The organism is Maribacter arenosus, from assembly GCF_014610845.1.
Taxonomy (GTDB): domain Bacteria; phylum Bacteroidota; class Bacteroidia; order Flavobacteriales; family Flavobacteriaceae; genus Maribacter_A; species Maribacter_A arenosus.
The window spans coordinates 27,051-48,820 of the sequence record NZ_JABTCG010000004.1 but is presented as its reverse complement, the minus strand read 5'-3'; the positions used below and the strand labels follow the sequence as shown (position 1 = coordinate 48,820).

General features: G+C 41.9%; 15 protein-coding genes and 1 tRNA gene. 9 read left to right on the top strand and 7 right to left on the bottom strand.

Features of this window, described 5'->3' with window-relative positions:
- Positions 1-127: 127 nt before the first annotated feature.
- Positions 128-201, bottom strand: a tRNA-Ile gene (locus HPE63_RS11185).
- Between the two features lie 162 nt (positions 202-363).
- Here HPE63_RS11185 and rbfA point away from each other — a divergent pair.
- The gene (gene rbfA / locus HPE63_RS11180; RefSeq protein WP_188314367.1) at positions 364-756 is read left to right on the top strand and encodes a 30S ribosome-binding factor RbfA; all 393 of its coding nucleotides are present in this window, start codon (positions 364-366) and stop codon (positions 754-756) included.
- 8 nt (positions 757-764) lie between these two features.
- Positions 765-1,961, top strand: a complete 1,197-nt coding sequence (locus HPE63_RS11175; protein WP_188314366.1) for an ABC transporter permease — start codon at positions 765-767, stop codon at positions 1,959-1,961.
- Here HPE63_RS11175 and dusB read toward each other — a convergent pair.
- The 3 genes from dusB to HPE63_RS11160 all read right to left on the bottom strand — a co-directional run bounded on the left by dusB (position 1,958) and on the right by HPE63_RS11160 (position 5,861).
- Positions 1,958-2,956 carry a tRNA dihydrouridine synthase DusB gene (gene dusB / locus HPE63_RS11170; protein ID WP_188314365.1) on the bottom strand — a complete coding sequence of 333 codons (999 nt, stop codon included), beginning with the start codon at positions 2,954-2,956 and terminating at the stop codon, positions 1,958-1,960. The genes HPE63_RS11175 and dusB overlap by 4 nt on opposite strands.
- Positions 2,957-3,123: 167 nt before the next feature.
- Positions 3,124-4,557: a purple acid phosphatase family protein gene (locus HPE63_RS11165; protein WP_223198129.1), complete on the bottom strand. Its 1,434-nt coding sequence runs from the start codon at positions 4,555-4,557 to the stop codon at positions 3,124-3,126.
- A gap of 80 nt (positions 4,558-4,637) precedes the next feature.
- A complete protein-coding gene (locus HPE63_RS11160) occupies positions 4,638-5,861 on the bottom strand; it encodes a M28 family peptidase (protein WP_188314829.1) in 1,224 nt (407 codons plus the stop codon).
- 38 nt (positions 5,862-5,899) lie between these two features.
- Between HPE63_RS11160 and HPE63_RS11155 the strand changes: the two genes are divergently transcribed.
- On the top strand, positions 5,900-7,006 hold the full coding sequence (locus HPE63_RS11155; protein ID WP_188314364.1) for a TolB family protein: 1,107 nt from the start codon (positions 5,900-5,902) through the stop codon (positions 7,004-7,006).
- A 34-nt stretch (positions 7,007-7,040) separates the two neighbouring features.
- Here the strand turns inward: HPE63_RS11155 and HPE63_RS11150 are convergent, their stop codons facing one another.
- The gene (locus tag HPE63_RS11150) at positions 7,041-9,455 is read right to left on the bottom strand and encodes a TonB-dependent receptor domain-containing protein (RefSeq protein ID WP_188314363.1); all 2,415 of its coding nucleotides are present in this window, start codon (positions 9,453-9,455) and stop codon (positions 7,041-7,043) included.
- Positions 9,456-9,674: 219 nt separating this feature from the next.
- On the opposite strand from HPE63_RS11150, the gene lepA reads away from it, so the two are divergent.
- From lepA to HPE63_RS11135, 3 genes are all read left to right on the top strand, one after another.
- Positions 9,675-11,471, top strand: a complete 1,797-nt coding sequence (lepA, locus tag HPE63_RS11145) for a translation elongation factor 4 (protein WP_188314362.1) — start codon at positions 9,675-9,677, stop codon at positions 11,469-11,471.
- Positions 11,472-11,692: 221 nt separating this feature from the next.
- Positions 11,693-11,926 (top strand): GTP-binding protein LepA, encoded by a 234-nt coding sequence (locus HPE63_RS11140; protein WP_188314361.1) that lies wholly within the window; start codon positions 11,693-11,695, stop codon positions 11,924-11,926.
- Between the two features lie 110 nt (positions 11,927-12,036).
- The gene (locus HPE63_RS11135; protein ID WP_188314360.1) at positions 12,037-13,674 is read left to right on the top strand and encodes an apiosidase-like domain-containing protein; all 1,638 of its coding nucleotides are present in this window, start codon (positions 12,037-12,039) and stop codon (positions 13,672-13,674) included.
- A gap of 6 nt (positions 13,675-13,680) precedes the next feature.
- On the opposite strand, the gene HPE63_RS11130 is transcribed toward HPE63_RS11135, so the two are convergent.
- Positions 13,681-15,540 carry a cation:proton antiporter gene (locus tag HPE63_RS11130; protein WP_188314359.1) on the bottom strand — a complete coding sequence of 620 codons (1,860 nt, stop codon included), beginning with the start codon at positions 15,538-15,540 and terminating at the stop codon, positions 13,681-13,683.
- A 553-nt stretch (positions 15,541-16,093) separates the two neighbouring features.
- Between HPE63_RS11130 and HPE63_RS11125 the strand changes: the two genes are divergently transcribed.
- From HPE63_RS11125 to HPE63_RS11115, 3 genes are all read left to right on the top strand, one after another.
- The gene (locus HPE63_RS11125) at positions 16,094-16,954 is read left to right on the top strand and encodes an MBL fold metallo-hydrolase (protein ID WP_188314358.1); all 861 of its coding nucleotides are present in this window, start codon (positions 16,094-16,096) and stop codon (positions 16,952-16,954) included.
- Between the two features lie 72 nt (positions 16,955-17,026).
- Complete coding sequence (locus tag HPE63_RS11120; protein ID WP_188314357.1) at positions 17,027-18,649, top strand: S8 family peptidase; 1,623 nt, start codon at positions 17,027-17,029, stop codon at positions 18,647-18,649.
- A gap of 16 nt (positions 18,650-18,665) precedes the next feature.
- Positions 18,666-20,525: a M1 family metallopeptidase gene (locus HPE63_RS11115; protein ID WP_188314828.1), complete on the top strand. Its 1,860-nt coding sequence runs from the start codon at positions 18,666-18,668 to the stop codon at positions 20,523-20,525.
- 22 nt (positions 20,526-20,547) lie between these two features.
- Here the strand turns inward: HPE63_RS11115 and HPE63_RS11110 are convergent, their stop codons facing one another.
- Positions 20,548-21,768 (bottom strand): M14 family metallopeptidase, encoded by a 1,221-nt coding sequence (locus HPE63_RS11110; protein WP_188314356.1) that lies wholly within the window; start codon positions 21,766-21,768, stop codon positions 20,548-20,550.
- Positions 21,769-21,770 lie beyond the last annotated feature (2 nt).

Sequence of the window (21,770 nt, the reverse complement as noted above, 5' to 3'; positions counted from 1 at the left end):
AGGGCAGTCCCCCAGCCTATTCTTTTCTTAACTATCTTCCTATAGTAGGCTTGGTCGATCTTTGTGCAAGTTCGTCTCAAAAGAAAAAGTCCACCCTCCTTATGGAACGTGGACTTTGAAATTTTTGTGGTCCCACCTGGGCTCGAACCAGGGACCCCCTGATTATGAGTCAGGTGCTCTAACCAGCTGAGCTATAGGACCAATTTTGCAGTATTTAGCGCTATCTGGTTTAATAGCGACATTTGTGCCAAAACGAGGGCAAATTTAAGTAATAACCCGAACTACACAAAATATTGAGCTTCCATTTTAGGTGAAAAAGAACCTGAAATCAATTATACCCGTAATTCTGCGTATTTTTGCCCTATGGAAACACAACGACAGAAAAAGATTGGGGGCGTCATTCAAAAAGATATCGTTGATATTTTGCAACGTGCAGCCATCGATGGGGGGTTGACCGGGGTCCTGATATCAGTATCCAAGGTCAATGTAACCACCGACCTGTCAATCGCCAAGGTCTATCTCAGTATTTTCCCGAACAAGAAGGCCAAGGAGCTCATGGAAGGTATACGGTCGAACCAACCCCTGATCAAACACGAATTGTCCCAGCGTACCAAACACCAACTGCGAAGGGTGCCCGAACTTTTGTTCTATTTGGATGATTCCTTGGACTATATCGAGAATATTGAAAAGTCCTTAAAAGGGGAGGAAAACCCTATAGTGAACAGAGATCTACTTCCGAAACGAAAAAAATCCTAGGCTTTGATTTGAATTTTCCCTTCTACATAGCACAACGATACCTGCGCTCAAAAAGCAGCCAAAACGCAGTGAACATCATTAACTTTGTGACGTTTGTTGTAATCGTCATTGGATCGGCATCCTTGTTTATTGTACTTTCGGGTTTTGCCGGATTAAAGACCTTTAGCCTCTCCTATACCACTATCTTCGACCCCGATCTTAAAGCGACCCCGACAACGGGAAAGTTTTTTAGCATCACCCCTGAACAGGAAGATAAATTGGCCCAAATTAACGGTATTGCCTCTTTTTCAAAGGAATTGGAGGAAAAGGTTGCCTTTACCCATAAGGGCAAGAATCATTTTGCCTTTATCAAAGGGGTAGACCAAGGGTATACGACGACCACCGAAATCGATAGTGCCCTTATTTTTGGAAATTGGTTTTTCTCGGACCAACAAGGGGTGGCCGGAATTGGGTTGACCAATAAATTGGGGCTGACCATTAACCAAACCCGAAACCCTTTGGTCGTTCTTGCCCCCAAACCGGGTAAGGGTTCAATTTCACAAACCAAGCCCTACAATGAGCTGCCCCTGATCATTAGTGGCGTATATTCGGTGGAAGAGGGGTTGGATAAAAAATATGTGTTTACCGATCTGGCTTTGGTACAGGCTCTCTTGGAAAAAGACACCACACAGGTCTCAGGCATTAACTTCAAATTGCTACCCGATGCCGATAGTGCTGAATTACGGACCAAAATTGCCGCGATTTTCGATAACACCATACGATTAAAGAACCGTGAAGAACAGAACAGTTCGTTATATCGCATGCTGAATACCGAAAACCTGGCTACCTATCTTATTTTTACTTTGGTGTTGGTCATTGCCCTATTTAATGTGGTAGGGGCGATTATCATGATGATCTTGGATAAGCAGCAAAATTCCAAAACCCTCTACAGTCTGGGTTCCACCATTAAAGATCTTCGAAGGATCTATTTTGTTCAGGGGGTCATCGTCACAGGGGCAGGAGGCCTCATCGGAGTGCTCTTGGCCTCCTTATTGATCTGGTCACAGCTCGTCTTTGGTTGGTTGAAGATTACCCCTACCTTGGCCTATCCGGTCGAATATCAGTGGATGAATATTTTGATTGTCCTGGCTACGATTATTGTACTGGGCATCATCGCCTCGAAAATTGCCAGTAGTCGAATTACCAAAAAGTTGATTTCGGCTTAATGGGCCTCAAAAACATGGTCCCCGAATTTTTGCAAAACCTCATCAAACGCATCAAAAACATCGCTAGCGGCATCGCTCGTGACCATTTTCATTCGATATTCTTTGAAATTGGGAATGCCTTTAAAATAATTAGTGTAATGTCGACGGGTTTCAAAAACCCCTAATTTCTCACCTTTCCAATCAATGGCCATTTGTAAGTGTCTTCGGGCAGCCTCTACCCTTTCTTCCATAGTGGGAGGGGCCAAATGTTTGCCGGTGGCTAAAAAATACTTCACTTCCTTGAAGAACCAGGGATAGCCTATACTGGCCCTCCCGATCATCGCGCCATCCAAACCATATTCATTTCGCATTTTCATGGCTGCTTCTGGGGTATCAACATCCCCATTACCAAAAATAGGGATATGCATACGTGAATTGTTTTTCACGGCAGCGATGGGAGCCCAATCCGCTACGCCCTTATACATTTGTACCCGGGTTCTTCCATGAATGGAAATTGCCTTACAGCCCACATCCTGCAAACGTTCTGCCACCTCAACGATCCGAATGGAATCATGGTCCCATCCCAATCGTGTTTTCACGGTAATAGGCAAATGGGTACGTTCTACCATGGCCTTGGTCAAGGATACCATCAGGTCGATGTCCTTTAAAATACCTGCGCCGGCCCCTTTGCTGACCACTTTCTTTACCGGGCACCCAAAATTGATATCGATAATATCCGGATTGGATTTTTCCACGATCTCAACAGATTGTAACATCGATTCGAGGTTAGCACCGAAAATCTGGATTCCTACGGGGCGTTCTTTTTCATAAATGTCAAGTTTCATGACACTTTTGGCCGCATCACGGATCAACCCCTCCGAAGAGATAAATTCGGTATACACCACATCGGCCCCTTGCTCTTTGCACAAAGCACGAAAAGGAGGGTCGCTCACGTCCTCCATAGGGGCAAGTAACAAGGGGAATTCGGGTAACTCAATGTCTCCGATTTTGGGCATCTAATTGATTTAGATGGCAAAATTACGGGAATTGAGGCCCAATCCAAAAAAAAATAAACACGCCGGAATGCACACCATATCAAAATGGCTTAGTTATAAACTATACTGTGTGGTTTTAAAGGTGATGCTTCGGCCCGGGATAATAATCCTTAAAGGCTTGGGGCCTTTCATTGCTTATTAAAATCCTTTTTTAAACGCAAGGGGATGTCCGCATCCCTATTGATCAATTTCTTTTTTCCGTTCTTGTCCTTGATCAGGTCAAAAGCGTCGTACAAGCCGCCTAGGGGTGTATATGAACCATATTTTAAAGTGTCCTTCGTTACGGTGATGATTTGGAACAATTGTGTGTATTCTCCTCGTTTTATCATCCAATCCTGGTCTTGGGAGGTATACATTTTGGGTCCGCTTACTGATACGGCATATATTGTACCGGCATCTTCTACTACTGTTAAACCTTGGCCTTTGTTTTGGTCATACCCCCTTGCATAGGTGTGGTCATGACCCTGAAGTACCAGATCCACCTTGTATTTGTCTATAAGCGGTTTTAAGGCTTCTCGCAAAACAATATTATCACGCCCTTCCGCTGTTGAATATATGGGATAGTGCATTGTTAGGGCCGTCCATTTTTTCGTATTCGAGGCCAAAACCGAATCTACCCATTTCACTTGGGCCTGCTTCGATATACTGTCGCGCTCAAAACTAATGGCATCTATAGAAATTAATTTCATGTTCTGATAATCGAGGGCATAACAGGTTTCCATAACCGCTTCTATGGGTCCGTTTCTGGGGAGGTTGAACTGAGGCCTCCAAAGGGTCGATAACGTCGTTTTGTCGTACTCATGGTTTCCTGGGGTCATAATGCTAGGAACCGTCGCGTGGATATATCCGCCGGCATGGAACCATTCGCCCCATTCGAGATTGGCCTCGCTATGATTGATAAGATCCCCGGCATGAAGCATAAAATCTACTTCTGGCATCATCTTATAGGATTTACGTATTACCCGGGACCACATAGATTTTACATTATTCTGGGCATCCCCAAAATAGATGAAACTAAAAGGATCATTTTCGTCGGCACTAGGGGTCTCAATCTGAAACCACTCGCTCCAAAAACTATCTTCCACGGACCCATCACCAACGCGATACACATATATAGTGCCCGGCTCTAAACTATCTACTACAGCGGAATGGAAGGCCGCGTTGACCAAAGGTTCTTTAGCATTAGTATCGCCTTTCTCGAGAATTTGGGAGTTGGCCACAATTCGCCGGATATGGCCTTCCACAAGAAAATCAGGGCCATGGGTTTCTTTTGCAATCTCAACATATCCTTTAGTGGTCTCTTGGTCGGTACGCCAGTTGACCGCAAAGCTATGGACAGGATCCTCAGTTAAGTTGACAATAATCCTATCTGGGACTTTAGAAGGGAATATCAGTTTATAGTCGGAAATATTACCAATCGTAGAATAATGGGGGTGCCCATGTGCTGTTTCCGTAGTAGAAACCGGTTGGGACTTACTTTTACACCCAAAAGCGATAAGTAATATGAATACCAAAAAATAGATGCCATTGATTCTCATATACAAGTATGTTTTAGATTTCATAATACAGCTTTCAATAATCCAAAATAAGATTCATGGACAGCCATTTCAAAATGGATTGACCTAAAATTCATGTTGGAAAATTAAAAGGTAATGTCTACGGTGATCTTTTCTCCTTTTCGGTCTACGACTACCTTGGTGGTATTGCCTTTTTCAAAGGCCGATAAAGCCCGCATATAGCTCATCATATCCACGACGGTGCTATCGCCCATTTGAACAACAATATCACCTTTCATAAGTCCAGCTTTTTGGGCAGGTTTATCTTCGCTCACACCGTCGATCCGCATACCCTCGCCATCGAAAAGATAATCGGGCACCACGCCTAAAGCCACTTTAAAACGAGGAACTTCCTCGCTCTCGTTCTTGGTCTTTTTAAAGGTCAATTTCGGGTCGTCATCAAGTTCGGAAATCACATCGGTGATGAAACCTACAATTTGCTGCATACCTTCATAGTTCAGTTTTTCGGCATCATCCGAAGGTTTATGATAATCCTCATGTTGTCCCGTGAAAAAATGCAATACCGGAATGTCTTGCAAATAAAATGACGTATGGTCCGAAGGCCCTACCCCTGATTCCTTAAGTACCAATTTAAATCCTGGATTCGTGGCATTCAACACCTGGTTCCATATGGGGGCGGTTCCTGTGCCGCTTATCGAGAGGGTTTTGTCTTCCCTGAGCCTACCCACCATATCCATATTGATCATATAGGTAACATCGGATAAGTCGATCGTAGGGTTTTTGGAAAAATAATTACTGCCCAACAAACCAATTTCCTCCCCAGAGAAAGCCATAAACAGATAATTGTTGCTTTTAGGGCCTTTCTTTTGAAGGCTGTCGGCAACTTGAAGGAGTACGGCTACCCCACTGGCATTGTCGTCCGCTCCATTGTGTATTGCGGCACCTTCGCGATACAAAGAACCGGCACCCCCCATTCCCAAATGATCATAATGGGCTCCTATGATGACCGTATGCGCCGCCTTATTATCTAGAAAGCCGATGACGTTCGTACCTGTTATAGTGCTATCCCCGCGACCATATATCACTTCCTGATGCGGGTCTTTCTTCGGTGTAAAGGAAAACGTTTGATAGAATTTTCCGGAATCCCCAGCAGGATTCAATTGTAAGTCCTTCATTCTTCCCATAAGATATTCCGCAGCCATAAGTTCCTCCGCCGAGCCTGTAGCTCGACCCTTTAGACTGTCACTGGCCAAAAAATAGACATCATCCTGAAGCGTGAAAGCGTTTGTTTTTTCTTTTTTGCAGGAAACGATTAACACCAAAATCAATGGTAATACTATCTTTTTTATCATTTTTGTACCTAGTTTTTACCAAAAATAAACAACCTATGAGAACTTTTCTGTGTTTTGTCTTTGTAATCCTATTCATTAATTGTAAAAATGAACCCAAAAAAGATATGGGCGAAAAGGAAAACCCTACCTCGCTTATGGCAGGTGCGGACACCTTGATCTATGATGGGGAAAAACATTTTAAATCTATTCGCCAAATCACTTTTGGGGGGGACAATGCCGAAGCATATTGGAGTTTTGACGACAAGCAAATCATTTTTCAATCGAACAACGAGGATTGGGGTTTGCAATGCGACCAAATGTTCTTGATGGATGTTACCGAGAACTTCAAAGATAAAAAACCTCCTATGATAAGTACGGGTATGGGTCGTACCACATGTGCCTATTTTCTACCCGACAACGAACATTTTGTATATGGATCTACCCACTTGGCAGATGCGGCATGTCCTGAAGTGCCTTTGCGGAAGAATGGTAAATATGTTTGGCCCGTCTACGATTCCTTCGACATATTTGTGTCTGACCTAAAAGGGAATATCACTGCCCAATTGACTAATGAACCAGGGTATGATGCGGAAGCTACCGTATCACCTAAGGGGGATAAAATCGTGTTCACCTCTACCCGAAGTGGCGATCTTGAACTCTATACCATGAACTTGGACGGAAGCGATGTAAAACAGATTACGAACGAACTTGGGTATGACGGAGGTGCTTTTTTCTCGCCTGATGGAAGCAAACTTATTTTTAGGGCATCACGTCCGAAAACTCCAGAGGCCATTAAGGAATATAAAGATCTGTTGGCCCAAGGCCTCGTACAACCGACCGAAATGGAGCTCTTTATCTGTAATGCCGATGGTAGTGGCCTAAAACAATTGACCTTCTTGGGAAATGCCAATTGGAGTCCGTTTTTTCATCCCTCGGGAGAAAAAATCCTTTTTTCAAGTAATTTTGAGGCTGAGAAAGGATTTCCGTTTAATTTATACCTGATCGATCTCGATGGAAAGAATTTAGAGCGGGTAACCCACGGCCAAACATTTGACGCCTTTCCCGTTTTCTCCAATGACGGAAGGTATTTGGCTTTTTCGAGCAATCGGAACAATGGAGGAGGAAGGGATACCAATCTGTTCATCGCAGAGTGGCAAGACTAGAGCCTATTGGGGTATGACAAGATTCTGACCAAAATTATATACGTCCACGCTCATCAACATTCTTAGACTTTTCATTAGAGCGTATTTTTGTATTCCCGAAGTTATATCTAAAACCCACGACCAGCAATCTGCTTTCCGGTCTGTAATAGGAGGTGTTGTTTTGATTTAAATACTTTCTTGTAGTAAATAGACTAGCCTCATTGAAAACATCATCGATACCCAAGGAAATGCTTCCATTTTTATTGAAAATGGTTTTGCGTAAAGCAAGTCCAAATTTAAAATAGTCATCCTGTCTTGAGTTCCCCAAAATAACGGGGGAAGAATAAAGGATGCTGATATCGGCCTTAAGACTTTTATCGGTTAAGAACGAAAATCCGCTATTGGACCTAATATAGGTATTCCATAACCCATTTTTGACCAATTGCCCCGAATCCAAATCGGTAAATCGACTCTCGATGTAGGAGGTGGATGCCATAAAGTAAAAATGCCAAAAACTGGTAAGGTTCTTACTTATCGAAAAATTGAAACCATAGGCAATATCCTTATCCACATTAGAACTGATAAACCGTAAAATCTCATTTTCGTTATCCTGGAAAACAAGAAGTTGATAGTTGTTCATTCGGTTCTTATAGAACGCCTCAAACGTATAGGCGCGATTTAACGTATACCCACCGGCCATATAGTGCCGAGAAGAAGGCAAGAGCTCCGGATTGCCCTCGATAACGGAATTGAAGCTTTGAAAAATCTGAAACGGATTTAAACTGTTGTAACGAGGACGGGTTATCCTTCGATAATAATAATAATGGAAATCATGGTTCTTATTAGGGGTATATTGTAACGACAAGGATGGGAAAACCTTGAAATAATCATTCTTCTTAATTGCATTGTCGATATCTAAGGATCCTATTGTGGAGGTATATTCCCCTCTAAGTCCGGCTTTGAAGTTCCATTTATCCCATTTCGTATCAAAGCTGCCATACCCTGCGAAAATACTTTCATCATAATCGAACTCTGCAGACCCTGTTGGATCGATCCCTGCTTGATCACGATCGAATCCCGATTGTTCAATAAAACTCTTAGAATGGATTCCCGCGAACCGGATGCCTGTCTCTAATTTAGAGGTAGTGCCCATTGGGGTGACAAAATCGCCCTGTATACTAAATAGATTAATGTTCTGTATGGAATTGGTCAAGAAATCATCTTGATCCGAAACGGTGCCATCTACATCGAAGAACTCGGTATTCAGATCTTGGTCACGTTCATAATCATAATACGTGTAATGGGTATTCAATGATAGTTCAGCGCCCTTTTTTTTGAATTTATGCACAAAATCGAGGTAAAGTGACGTATTAATCTGATTTTCCTCAGAATCGTTCAATGTGATAAAACTGGAAACATCGGCCCCATCGGGGTCACTGATACGGGTTTCGGTATCATAAAGTCTCGATACCTTCGGGTTCCATTGATTCAGGGTAGATACTGACAAGGCGTTACGGTCATCGAAAACATAATCGAAAAACGCATTGAAATTATGCCGTTTGCGCCGACGAATGTAATTTTCATCAGCTTTCCAAGTCGATGTAACCACGCCCTCTTCAATAAAGTTGGTGATATCGGTATATCGTGTGAGCCATTTTTCCCTATTAAAACTGTAATTTAATGATAAACTGGCTTTTTTACCTTTGAAATAATGATCCGTACCAAGGGTATGTTTGGGATAAACCCCTTGGGTATAGCGATTGAAAATGGCCCCATTGTATCCCGAAATAAGGTTTTTCTTCATATTGATGTTTATCAACATACCGTCTTCCGCGCTATACTTGGAGGGAGGATTGGTAATTACCTCGATCGATTCTACATTGCTGGCAGAAGTCCCGGAAAGGAGATTTATTACATCGGTCCTAGGAAGGTTCACTTTCCTTCCGTTGATCATAATTCCAATATCCTTGTTCCCATTCACCGAAAGCTGGTTGTTGATCACTACAACACCTGGAGCCCGTTTTAAGGCTTCCCAAATATCACTGTCAGATAGAGCCGTATTGCCGATGTTGAACACCAAGCGGTCAACCTTGCGTTCGATCCTTGGCTTTTGGGTCGACACGATGACCTCATCCAAGGTCTGCGCGTAGTTAGAGATTGAGATTTCCCCAATGTCGGAATCTGAGGCCACATCGATTTCCAAATAGTCCGATTCATTTTCAAGATAACTGGCTTTAAGAAGGTATTTGCCGGGTGGTACATTGGTAATCTTGAACATCCCCTTTTCGTCAGAGGATGAGCCATTGATCAAGAGCGTATCCAAAGGACTTAATAATAGCACGTTCGCCAACCAGATGGTTTCCCTTTCACTACTTAGTACCTTTCCTTGAATAGAAAATTCTTGGGCACGTAAGAGATAAGAACAGGATATTAGGCTAATAAAAATTAAGGTCGGTACTCGATAATTCACGTAAACTTTCGATTGGCGCGTAAATTTAACAATTATAAACCGTATTATCCTACAAAAATATGTGCGTTTCAACGATTATCCTCTAAAAAACGGCCCCATCCATAAAATCCATCCCTTAAATTAACCTAGGTTTATTTTACATTATATTTGCACTTTTAAAAGATGATGTCCTTTAAGCATTTAAGGCCCTTAATCACTTACATTTAATCTGAAGAGTAGTTGAAGAACATACGAAACTTTTGCATTATCGCCCATATTGACCATGGTAAAAGCACCTTGGCCGATCGGTTGCTCGATTTTACGGGTTCTGTGACGGAACGTGAAAAAAAGGAACAACTACTCGATAATATGGACCTCGAGCGTGAGCGTGGTATTACGATTAAAAGCCATGCCATACAAATGGACTATACCTATAAAGGCGAACAATATACCCTAAACCTGATCGATACTCCGGGACATGTTGATTTTTCCTACGAGGTTTCCCGCTCTATAGCGGCCTGTGAAGGAGCCCTCTTGGTGGTCGATGCAGCCCAAAGTATTCAGGCCCAAACCATAAGCAATTTATATCTTGCATTGGAGAATGACTTGACGATCATTCCCATACTGAACAAAATAGATCTGCCCAGTGCCAATCCAGAGGAAGTAACCGATGATATTGTTGACCTTTTAGGTTGCGACGCTGACGAGGTCATCCCTGCCAGTGCCAAAACCGGTATTGGAATCGGGGAGATACTTGAAGCTATTATAGAACGCATTCCGGCTCCCACAGGTGTAGCTGACCAACCCTTACAGGCATTGGTATTCGACTCTGTTTACAACCCGTTTAGAGGGGTGGAAACTTATTTTAGGGTCATCAATGGGGAAATAAAAAAAGGTCAGAAAATAAAATTTGTCGCTACGAACAAAAGCTATTTCGCCGACGAAGTAGGTACCCTAAAATTAACCCAGCATCCCAAACAGGTCATAAAAACTGGTGATGTAGGCTATTTGATAACCGGAATCAAGGATGCTAGGGAAGTGAAGGTCGGGGATACGATCACTGACGCGAACAACCCTACCAAAAACCCCATTGGAGGATTCGAAGACGTAAAGCCCATGGTTTTCGCGGGCATCTACCCCGTGGATACTGAAGACTTTGAAGAGCTGCGTTCCTCGATGGAAAAACTTCAGCTTAACGATGCCTCTTTGGTTTTTACCCCGGAAAGTAGTGCTGCCCTAGGTTTTGGATTTCGTTGCGGTTTCTTGGGCATGCTGCATATGGAAATCATCCAGGAACGATTAGAGCGCGAATTTGACATGACCGTCATTACCACCGTGCCCAACGTTAGTTACCATGCGTATACACGAAAGGACCCGGATGTTCCGTTGATCGTGAACAATCCTTCCGATCTTCCCGATCCATCAACGATCGATCGCGTAGAGGAGCCTTACATCAAGGCCACAATTATAACGAAGGCCGATTTCGTTGGAAACGTTATGTCGTTATGTATTGATAAAAGGGGACTTATCACCAATCAGACTTATTTGACTACCGAAAGGGTAGAATTGAGCTTTGATATGCCTTTGGCTGAAATTGTATTTGATTTCTACGATCGGCTAAAAACGGTTTCAAAAGGGTATGCCTCTTTTGATTATACGCCCATAGGAATGCGTGTCTCTAAATTGGTGCGTGTCGATATTTTATTGAATTCCCAGCCTGTTGATGCACTATCTGCCTTGATTCATTCCGATAATGCAGCCAATATTGGAAAGAAAATGTGCGAAAAATTAAAGGAACTTATTCCACGGCAACAATTTGATATTCCCATACAGGCCGCAATAGGAGCGAAAATAATATCAAGGGAGACGATCAAGGCCCTTCGAAAGGATGTTACCGCCAAATGTTATGGAGGAGATATCTCACGTAAACGTAAACTTCTGGAAAAGCAGAAAAAAGGAAAAAAACGGATGCGCCAAGTCGGTAATGTGGAAATTCCCCAGCAAGCGTTTATGGCCGTCCTTAAACTGAACGACTAGCGTCAAAAACCAATTCCTGGGTACCCCTTTTATCCGATCCTGATTCTCTGCCCTATCGCACCTGGTCGTATCATCGGCCATATCGATAAAACTTCGCTGTTCCTGTGTTCCATTGGTGTCGGGGCAATTGTATTGTTAATCGGTCTTTATAAATAAAGCGTTGTTTCTTGAACAATTTATTCAAAATTACACACTACATTTACACTAAACTTTCCCTTATAATGACACTTTATATTGCTCAGTTTACGGCTAAACACCGTATCATACAAGTAGAGGAAAATTCGATTTTCATATGGCGACAGGATGGTGGGGAAATAGACACCTCTATGCTGGCCAATAAAATAAAAAGAGAGTCCTCGATCCACTTCTTCAGCATGGTGGCCGGCAAGAATTATGAAATCGACCTTGAAGATATCACCGTGACCATATGGCAAGCGGAACCATTTTCAGGATAGGTTGCCTTGCCCTTAAATCAAAGATTTTTAAACAAGTGTCTGCAGAACACAGAGGCGGTGGAAGCCTACTAGTGAAATTTTGTATCTTTCTCCAACGCCTATAATATGCCATGAAAAATCTATTGATAATAACTGTATTGATGTTATATTGGGTTTATCCATCTTGCCAGGAAAACCCCGATGAATTTCCCCAATGGAGCACCGTTGAGATTTCTCTATCCTCCACAATGGAATACGCGAATCCCTATACCGAAGTTGAAGTATGGGGTGCTTTTACAAACCAAAAAGGGGATTCCTTGATAAGGCCCGCATTCTGGGATGGTGAAAATACTTGGAAAATTCGTTTCGCCCCTATCGATGATGATCAAACCTGGACATGGACATCTTTTTCTTCTAATACAAGCGATTCGGGCCTGAACGGGCAAACTGGAACCTTTAGGTCAATCCCCTATTCCGGTAGCAATACATTGATTTCAAATGGACTACTGAAGATGACCAAGGGCCATAGAAATGTTAGGCACTACTCCGGTAAGTCCTTTTTAGTGGTGGGCGATACCCCATGGGCAATACCCTTTAGGGCTACCGAGGAACAGGTTAATGCTTATGCCAATGACCGACAACAAAAAGGGTTTAATGCTGCACTTATGATGACCCTACAGCCAGACACCAAGGCAGAAGGTCCGAACGAGCGCAATACCGTTTTGGGTTTTAAGAGGGCCTTTGCAGATTTATCGGATGGGCATATAAATAAGATGAACGTTGACTACTTTCAATATTATGATTCCTTGGTAAAAATTCTTATCGATTACGAAATTGTACCGGTTTATCAACCCGTTTTCCATGGTTTTGGATGGAAAGGATTACAAGTATTGGGAAGCAACATCAACCCCCAGGAATATGTACGTTATACCAAATATCTTTTAGCACGATATGGGAGTATGCCGGCAATATGGCTCATAGCCGGAGATCACAACGGGAAAGATCCCGGAGTTAAGGAGAGTGGGGAAATGCTACAAAAATGGGATTGTTACCAGCAACCTGTTGGTATACATTACAACCCTTGTGATGATTATTTGGCCTCATGGGCCAGTGGGGACCGTTCGCATTGTTTTCACAACAACAAATCCTATCAAGATGAAGAGTGGTTGGACTTTCAATGGGCGCAAACCGGACATGACGCTAAACATCTATACCATAAGGTAGAACGAATGTATGACAACCAACCCATAAAGGCCGTGGCCAATGGGGAACCCACATATGAAGGCATGGACAATGGTCAAAATGCACTCGGTTGGTGGCAGGGGGAAGAGGCATGGATGCAATTAATGCATGGGGGCACAATGGGCGTGGTTTACGGAGCCGCAAGTCTTTGGCAATGGAAAATTACACCGGACGAAAAAGGATGGGAAGCTTGGACCGATCAACCCCTTTCTTGGGATGGGGCGTTGCATTTGGAGGGATCGAGCTTTGTGGGCCTGATTGGCAAGATTACCAAGAACTTGGATATAAGCGATATCGAAAAAAGATGGGATTTGGCCGAAGGTAAGCCCCTATTGGTAAAAGAAGATCAACTCTATATTTCCTTTTTAAAAAATGGGGGTGAACTTAATATCAAAGGTTTACCGAAAAACATGAAATATACATGGATAGACCCTAAAACAGGTCTCCCCAAACAGATAGGAAAAGTAACAAAGAATAACTTCAAGGCACCGAATAATGGCCCTTGGGTTTTGCTTTTGACCAAATAAAAGGAATCACTCCCCAGCGACTTTGGTTTTTAACGCGGACTGATCAATGTCGAACATTTTTCCGAGATAGACCAAGCTATAGCCATTTTTAATATCCTTGAATTGATCACTATGGGAAGAAATGATCTTTAATTCACCCTCAGGGGTTTTTATGAATATAGGTATGATATCTTCATCGGCCTCGGTAATCTTGATCAAGTCTAGATAATGCTCCTGACTATTCAATGCTATCTCATGTATCGCAGGATATTTTCTGGCCGCCTCCATAAGCTTAATGAAGTCATCCGTATGGGAAAACAAGCCTTCGGTAGGGTTGTTCTCCGGATCGATCATTTCATCGGTGTCCACCAAACGAAAAGAACCGTTTTCCCCGAATTGTTTTCCGAATTTTTTGATGGCGAATTTATTGATGTCCGAGTTTCCTGTCAGGGCCATCAAATAACCTACATCGTTCAATTCGATATTATCGGTAAGGGAGTCTGAAAATATATTGGCCGTAAAAGCTTCCAAGCCAATTTTTTTTGCCTTGTTGATATTGGTCTCATTATTGTCTATAAGGACGACATGTCTTCCGTTATTCATTAAATAATGGCCTATTAAACGGGATATCTTTGATGCCCCAATGATAACTATCCCTTCTGATTTTGTAAGGAATACGCCTACGGCCTTTGCAAACAATCGTGCTGTTGTGGCATTGAGTAATACCGTTCCCAATACGATCATAAAAACCAAGGGGGTTATATATTCTGCTCCAGGCTCCCCCCGCAACATCAATTTTGAACCAAAGAGTGAGGCGATACCAGCTGCTACGATACCTCGTGGACCCACCCAACCAATAAACAATTTTTCTTTAAATTTTAAATTTGATCCCAATGCACTTAGAAATACCCCCAAAGGCCGTATCAAAAAGACAACAATAGCAAAAAGGACAACGGTATTCCAATTGTATATCAACTCCAGATCAGCGATATTGATATTGGCGGCCAACAAAATAAAAAGAATGGAGATTAGGAGTACGCTCAGTGACTCTTTAAAATATAATAGTTCCTTAATATTGGGTAGGTCCATATTACCAATGACCATTCCCATAACTACAACTGCCAAAAGACCTGACTCATGGGCAAAAATATCGGACTCAATAAAGACCAATAAGACCACCGATAAGGAAACCACATTAAGCAAGTAGTGGGGAATAAGGTCTTTCTTTATAGCAAACGCCAACCCGTGTGCAAAGGTAAACCCGAACGTAAAGCCAAAGAGTAGTATTTTACCGAAATCGATCAGGGCTGTCATGGTATAAGCCTGACCCTCGCCTACACTGATAAACTCGAATATCAATACCGCCACTAATGCACCAATGGGGTCGATAAGGATGCCTTCCCACTTTAAAACCGCCGAAACATCTTTCTTTAAGGGAATATTCCTTAGGATTGGTGTGATTACTGTTGGCCCAGTTACTATAATCAAAGCCGAGAATAGAAATGATATTTGCCAGCTTAACCCAAAAATATAATGTGCAGATAAACCAGCACCAAAAAATGTGACCAAGGAACCGACCGTGATCAATTTTGTAATTACAGGTCCTACATTCTTTATTTCAGAACGCTTTAGGGTCAATCCACCTTCAAAAAGAATAATGCTAATAGCCAATGAAACGAAATAATATAGGCCCTCCCCAGGGAAAAGCCCTTTTCGACCATTCCAAATAGGCTCTATCAATTTACTTCCGTCCTCGGTGAATAATGTAGCAAAAGGCCCTACAAGTAATCCTATCAAAATAAGCGGTAAAATAGCCGGTAATTTTAGGCGCCAAGCTACCCATTGCGCAATGATTCCAAGTATTACGATTCCTGCTAATTCAATCATTCATTAAAATTTTAACGAAAAATACCTTTTTATTACCTAATCTACAATTTATGCTGCTTGCATTTTGCTTAAATATTATTATGTTACCCTGGGCATTCATACCAAACAGCTGCAGACCAAAATGCATCCTTTTAAAACCATATATTTGGTTTTTCATATACTCCGAGATTATTGGATTGGATAAACATGAAACCGATTCACATCACCCCTTGCTAAACGTAAATTACTTCCGTTGGCTAAGTTAAAACCAATAGAGCGTTGTTTTACGAAAAGACAAGGGCTCCTAGAGGATCCCGCAATTGATTTTGGATTGCCTTATGCCGCCAAAAAAATACCAAAACTGGCTTTTAAATAAATTTGTGTGCTTCAGGATCAATGAAATACCCTATATCTGTAATAGAATAGATTAACTGAAAAAGACAATAGGCATATGTTATTCGATGTTGAATTCACCAAAGCAATAGTGGTTTTGTTAAAAACTAGTTATAAAACACCACATAAGACCAATAATACTCCATGCTTTTCTTAAATTTGCGGTCTTTTCATCATTCCAATGACATTATATCCTATTGAAACCGGTAATTTTAAGTTAGATGGTGGTGCTATGTTCGGCGTCGTTCCCAAATCCATCTGGAACAATACCAATCCCGCCGATAGTAATAATATGATCGATATGGCTGCGCGTAGTCTGTTGATCGAGGATGGCGCAAAATTGATTCTCATCGATACGGGTATGGGAAACAAGCAATCCGATAAATTTTTTGGGTATTACTATCAATGGGGAGACCACACCCTTGACAAATCATTAGCGAAATTCGGATTTCATCGCGATGATATCACCGATGTTTTTATGACCCATCTTCATTTTGACCACTGTGGTGGAAGTATACAATGGAACAAAGACCGGACTGGCTACGAACCGGCATTCAAAAACGCGCACTTTTGGACCAATGAAGACCATTGGCAATGGGCTATCGAACCCAATTTACGGGAAAAGGCCTCTTTCTTGGATGAAAACCTAAGACCCATGCAAGAGAGTGGACAGTTAAAATTTATCGCCAGAGGTGAAAATTCCTTTCTACAAAAATCAGAATTGGGCTTTGGCATATTATTTGTCGACGGACATACGGATAAGCAAATGTTGCCCCATATTAAATATAAGGGGAAAACCTTGGTTTTTGCTGCTGATCTGGTGCCGACAGTGGGCCATATACCCGTCCCTTATGTCATGGGGTATGACACACGGCCATTATTGAGTTTGGAAGAAAAACAAATATTTATGAACGAGGCGGTTGCCGAGAACTACTATCTATTCTTCGAACATGATGCCCAAAACCAAATCTGTACCCTTAAAAACACGGCCAAGGGAGTGCGTTTGAACGAAATATACACCTTTGATGAAGTATTCAATTAATAGTGATAAATGATCCTAGAATTTCCTTACCTGACAACCACGATATATAGACATTAATTTAATTATTTATAGATGATAGAGAAATTTTACAAGCCCGTTATGGGGATGATAGCAGCAAGTATCTTAATGGGTTGTGGGGCAACGACAATAGTTACCACCCCAATCGAAAATATTGATACGATCCCGCTTAAGGTTAGCGAATTAACCGATAGTCAAAAAAAGTCCTGGGGACATGCCGATTTGATAACAGATACCATTCCTGGAATGAGTGTTGACAAAGCGTATAGCGATATTATTGGAAATAAAAAGGGAACCAAAGTCATTGTTGCTGTCCTGGATTCGGGTATTGACCTTGAACATGAAGATTTAGACGATGTTTTATGGACCAATAAAAAAGAAAAACCTGGCAACAACATAGATGATGACAATAATGGCTTTATCGATGATATTCATGGATACAACTTGTTAGGTGAATCCTATAATGAGCAATTGGAGTATACGAGGATCCTTCGTTTAAAAATCGGTGATGCCGGTTTTCAGGCCAAAGCTAAAGCCGAGCTTGACAAAAAACGTCCCGAGGCCTTGGCCAATAAGCAACAATACGAACAAATATTACAGGCTGTAAAAAATGCGGATGCTGCCGTAAAAAAGCATTTGGATAAAACAGACTATACCAAAAAAGACCTTTCTGGCATTAAAGCCGAAAGCGAGGAAATGCAAAGAAATGTTGCTATTCTAACCCAGATGTACTCCTACGCAGATAGCATTCCTGAATTAATGGAGAACTTGGAGGATGGTATAAAACATTTTACAGAACAATTGAATTACCACCTAAACGTTGATTTCGATGGAAGAAAAGTGGTGGGTGACGATCCCTATGACCTTATGGACACTAAATATGGTAACGGTAATCCCCAAAATAGGGTTGAAGATGAAAGTCATGGCACCCATGTTGCGGGTATTATTGCAGCGGAAAGAAATAACGGTCTCGGGGCCAACGGGGTTGCGAATAATGTCGAAATAATGAGCATTCGTGCGGTGCCGAATGGCGATGAGTATGACAAGGATATCGCCTTGGGTATACGATATGCCGTTGATAATGGTGCGAAGATCATTAATTGTAGCTTTGGCAAATCATTTTCGCCCAATGCTGATTGGGTGTATGATGCAATAAAATATGCGGCCTCCAAAGACGTTTTGATTGTTCATGCCGCCGGTAACGATGGTGTTGATTTGGATAATCCCAAAAATCCCAATTACCCAAATGACCAAATAAACAATGGTCCGGAATTTGCCGATAATGTAATCACGGTTGGGGCTCTAGACCCTGAGTATGGTTCAGAAATGTTAGCTTCTTACTCTAATTACGGGGCAATTAATGTCGATATTTTTGCGCCGGGTACCGATATTTATTCAACGATACCTCGAAATAAATATGAGTTCATGCCCGGGACATCAATGGCTTCGCCAGCGGTAGCAGGTGTTGCGGCCTTGGTTAGATCCCAATATCCTAGTTTAAGCGCGCCTCAGGTGAAGAAGATCATACTTGAATCAGGTCTTAGTACCAAAGCTGCTGTTATTTTAGGTGGAGATACCTCCAAAAGCAGTACATTGGATAAAATAAGTAAGTCAGGTAAAATTGTAAATGCCTATAACGCATTGCTCATGGCCAGAACTATGGCCCATGGAAAATAAAAACCATACCCTTTTTATGCAGTTGAAAAAAACAGTTCTTTATTTTGCCCTATTGGGCTTTGGGGTATTCATACAGGCACAAAATTCCAAGATGTACTGGCAACAACATGTCGACTATTCGATGGAAGTTGATATGGATGTTAAAACCTACCAATATACAGGGACACAGGATTTGATATATACCAACAATTCCCCAGATGAATTATCCCGTGTGTATTTTCACTTATTCTTCAATGCCTTTCAACCTGGCAGCGAAATGGATATTCGCCTGCAGAGTACAAAAGACCCCGATGGGAGGATGATGAAGGAAGGTAAAAGTAGAATAGCGACTTTATTGCCAAATGAAATAGGGTATTTACATGTTGAATCCTTAACACAGGATGGTGAAAATGCAACATATAACGAGGAGGGCACTATTCTGGTTGTTGATTTGGCCAAGCCAATTCCTATAGGGGGCAAAACCACTTTTAAAATGGATTTCAAGGGCCAAGTTCCGGTTCAAATCCGTCGCTCGGGACGCAATAATGATGAGGGGGTAGCACTCTCAATGAGCCAATGGTATCCGAAAATGGCTGAATATGATTTTGAAGGATGGCATGCAGACCCTTACATTTCACGTGAATTCCATGGAGTTTGGGGTGATTTTGACGTAAAACTGACCCTGGATAAGGATTATGTGGTTGGCGGAACAGGGTATCTTCAAAATCCCCAAGAAATAGGGCATGGGTACGAAATGTCGGGAACAAAGGTCAAAAAACCAAAAGGAAAGACGCTTACCTGGCACTTTAAGGCCCCAATGGTGCATGATTTTATGTGGGCCGCGGATCCTGATTATCTTCATGACACTTTAAAAATGGAAAATGGCCCCACACTTCATTTCCTTTATAAAAACGACCCGGAAATTATAGATAACTGGAAGAAACTTCAGCCTAAAACGGTTGAGGCCATGGAATTCTTTAGTAAAAATATTGGAGAATATCCTTATGAACAATATTCTATAGTCCATGGAGGCGATGGTGGTATGGAATATGCCATGAGCACCCTGATTACAGGAGGTCGAAAATTTGGTAGTTTGGTCGGCGTCATGTCCCACGAATTGGCACACTCCTGGTTTCAACAAGTGTTGGCCACCAATGAGGCCAAACACGAGTGGATGGATGAGGGATTTACTTCTTTCATCTCCGCTTTATGTATGAACGAGATTATGGATAGGAATAATGATAACCCTTTTGAAAACTCGTATAATGGATATCGCCGATTGGCACTTTCCGGGCAAGAACAGCCCCAAACAACCCATGCCGACCGGTATGACAGCAATTTTGCATATAGTACCTCTGCCTATAGTAAAGGAGCCGTATTCATTGCCCAATTGGGATATGTCATAGGACAGGATAAACTAATGCAATCTTTGAGAAAATACTACGACGATTTTAAATTTAAACATCCGACGCCCAACGATTTCAAAAGAACTGCCGAGAAGGTGTCTGGAATGGAGTTGGATTGGTATTTAATCGATTGGACACAAACAACCAATACCATTGATTATGGCATAAAAGAGGTTACGGCTCAGGGGACTGGAACTAAGGTTGCTTTAGAAAGAATTGGTTTAATGCCAATGCCTTTGGATATTCTGGTCGTTTATAATGATGGTACACGTGAAACGTATTATGCCCCATTGCGCATGATGCGTGGCGAAAAAGCCAATCCGTACCCAGGTATTAATAGAACTATCTTACCCGATTGGCCATGGGCATACCCCTCTTTCGATTTTATGGTAGATAAACCCATAGATACCATAAGGGCAATCGTGATAGACCCTTCACAACTTATGGCTGATATTGATCTTGAAAACAACATCTGGCAAGCCTTGGATTAAATCTGGGTAAGTCTTTCGTGAATTAGTCTGTTTTACGTGTAATAATCCTATGCCACCACGAGTTTTGGTACATCTCATTTTTGGCGGTAAGTTCCCTATTGTTCATAATAAAATAAGTCTTGTCAAGCACCCGGTTTCTATATCCCAATAAGTGGAAAAAGGGCTTTGTGAAAAATTGGGCAACTTTGGTGTTGACAAGAAGTGATTCTTTTTCTTTATTGGCCCACGAAACGCCGGGTAAAAAATGCAGCAAGGAACCAAACCTGGTTCTTCGTAAAAAAGTAGAGAGGACAAGCACCCTGATGGATAGTTTTCGAATCAGGAAAAATCCCTCCTCACCTTGTTCCTGATACAAGGGCATAAAGATAATTGCATCTTTTTCCGCTAAAACAAACTCCTCTTTCTCTAGGGCCAATGGGGTCCCTTGAACTACTTCCTCAAAACTTCTAAATCCTTCCATCATCTTGAATTCGTTGATATCATCAATCGGATGGCGGTATGTAATTTCGTAAAAATTGGAGTTGTTCGCCGCTGATTTTTGAAGTTGCTGGTAGTATTTATTGAAATCCTTAATATCGGACTTTTTCAGGAAACCACTATAAACCATAGCCAACCAAGTAAAGGCAATACTGTTCTTGATGGCCATTTCCTCGGTGTGTTGACCAGACTCAAATCCCAAGGAAACATAACCTCTTTCGTTAATGTAACTTAGCAATGGCCCTTCTAAATATTCCTCTATCCCTAAAATAATGGGGACAGGGAAAAGCCTCGAAAACCTTCTATTGATCAGCGCATCATTGATAGTGATAAAAGGTAGGGTCTTGCTTGAAGTCGTATGGTAATCGATAAAGTAATAAGGGCCGCTTTCATGTTCCAAAATACTTTGGATGAGCGAATAGATCTCTAACAATTCCTTTTCTTCGACTAACAGGTCACTTTCATTCCTACTTTTAATACTGTTGATTTTAGACGTTGTCCAAATCCGATTTAAATCCTTCTCCAGATATCTTTTCCCTTTTAATAGGGCTGGGAGATTGCCCTTTAATCCATAAACACTACCATGATAGGTAAAGGCTTTTTTTTCCAGTTCTTTGAAGACGTTTTGGAGTGCGGTTACACCGGATTTTTCGTTTCCATGGATTCCTCCGAAAAAAATCAAGGTAGGTCCGGGATGCTTGCCTCGAATATGACCAATGAAACGTTTGGTCCTTACATCTATTTTTGGATTCGGGGTTTCTATCATAT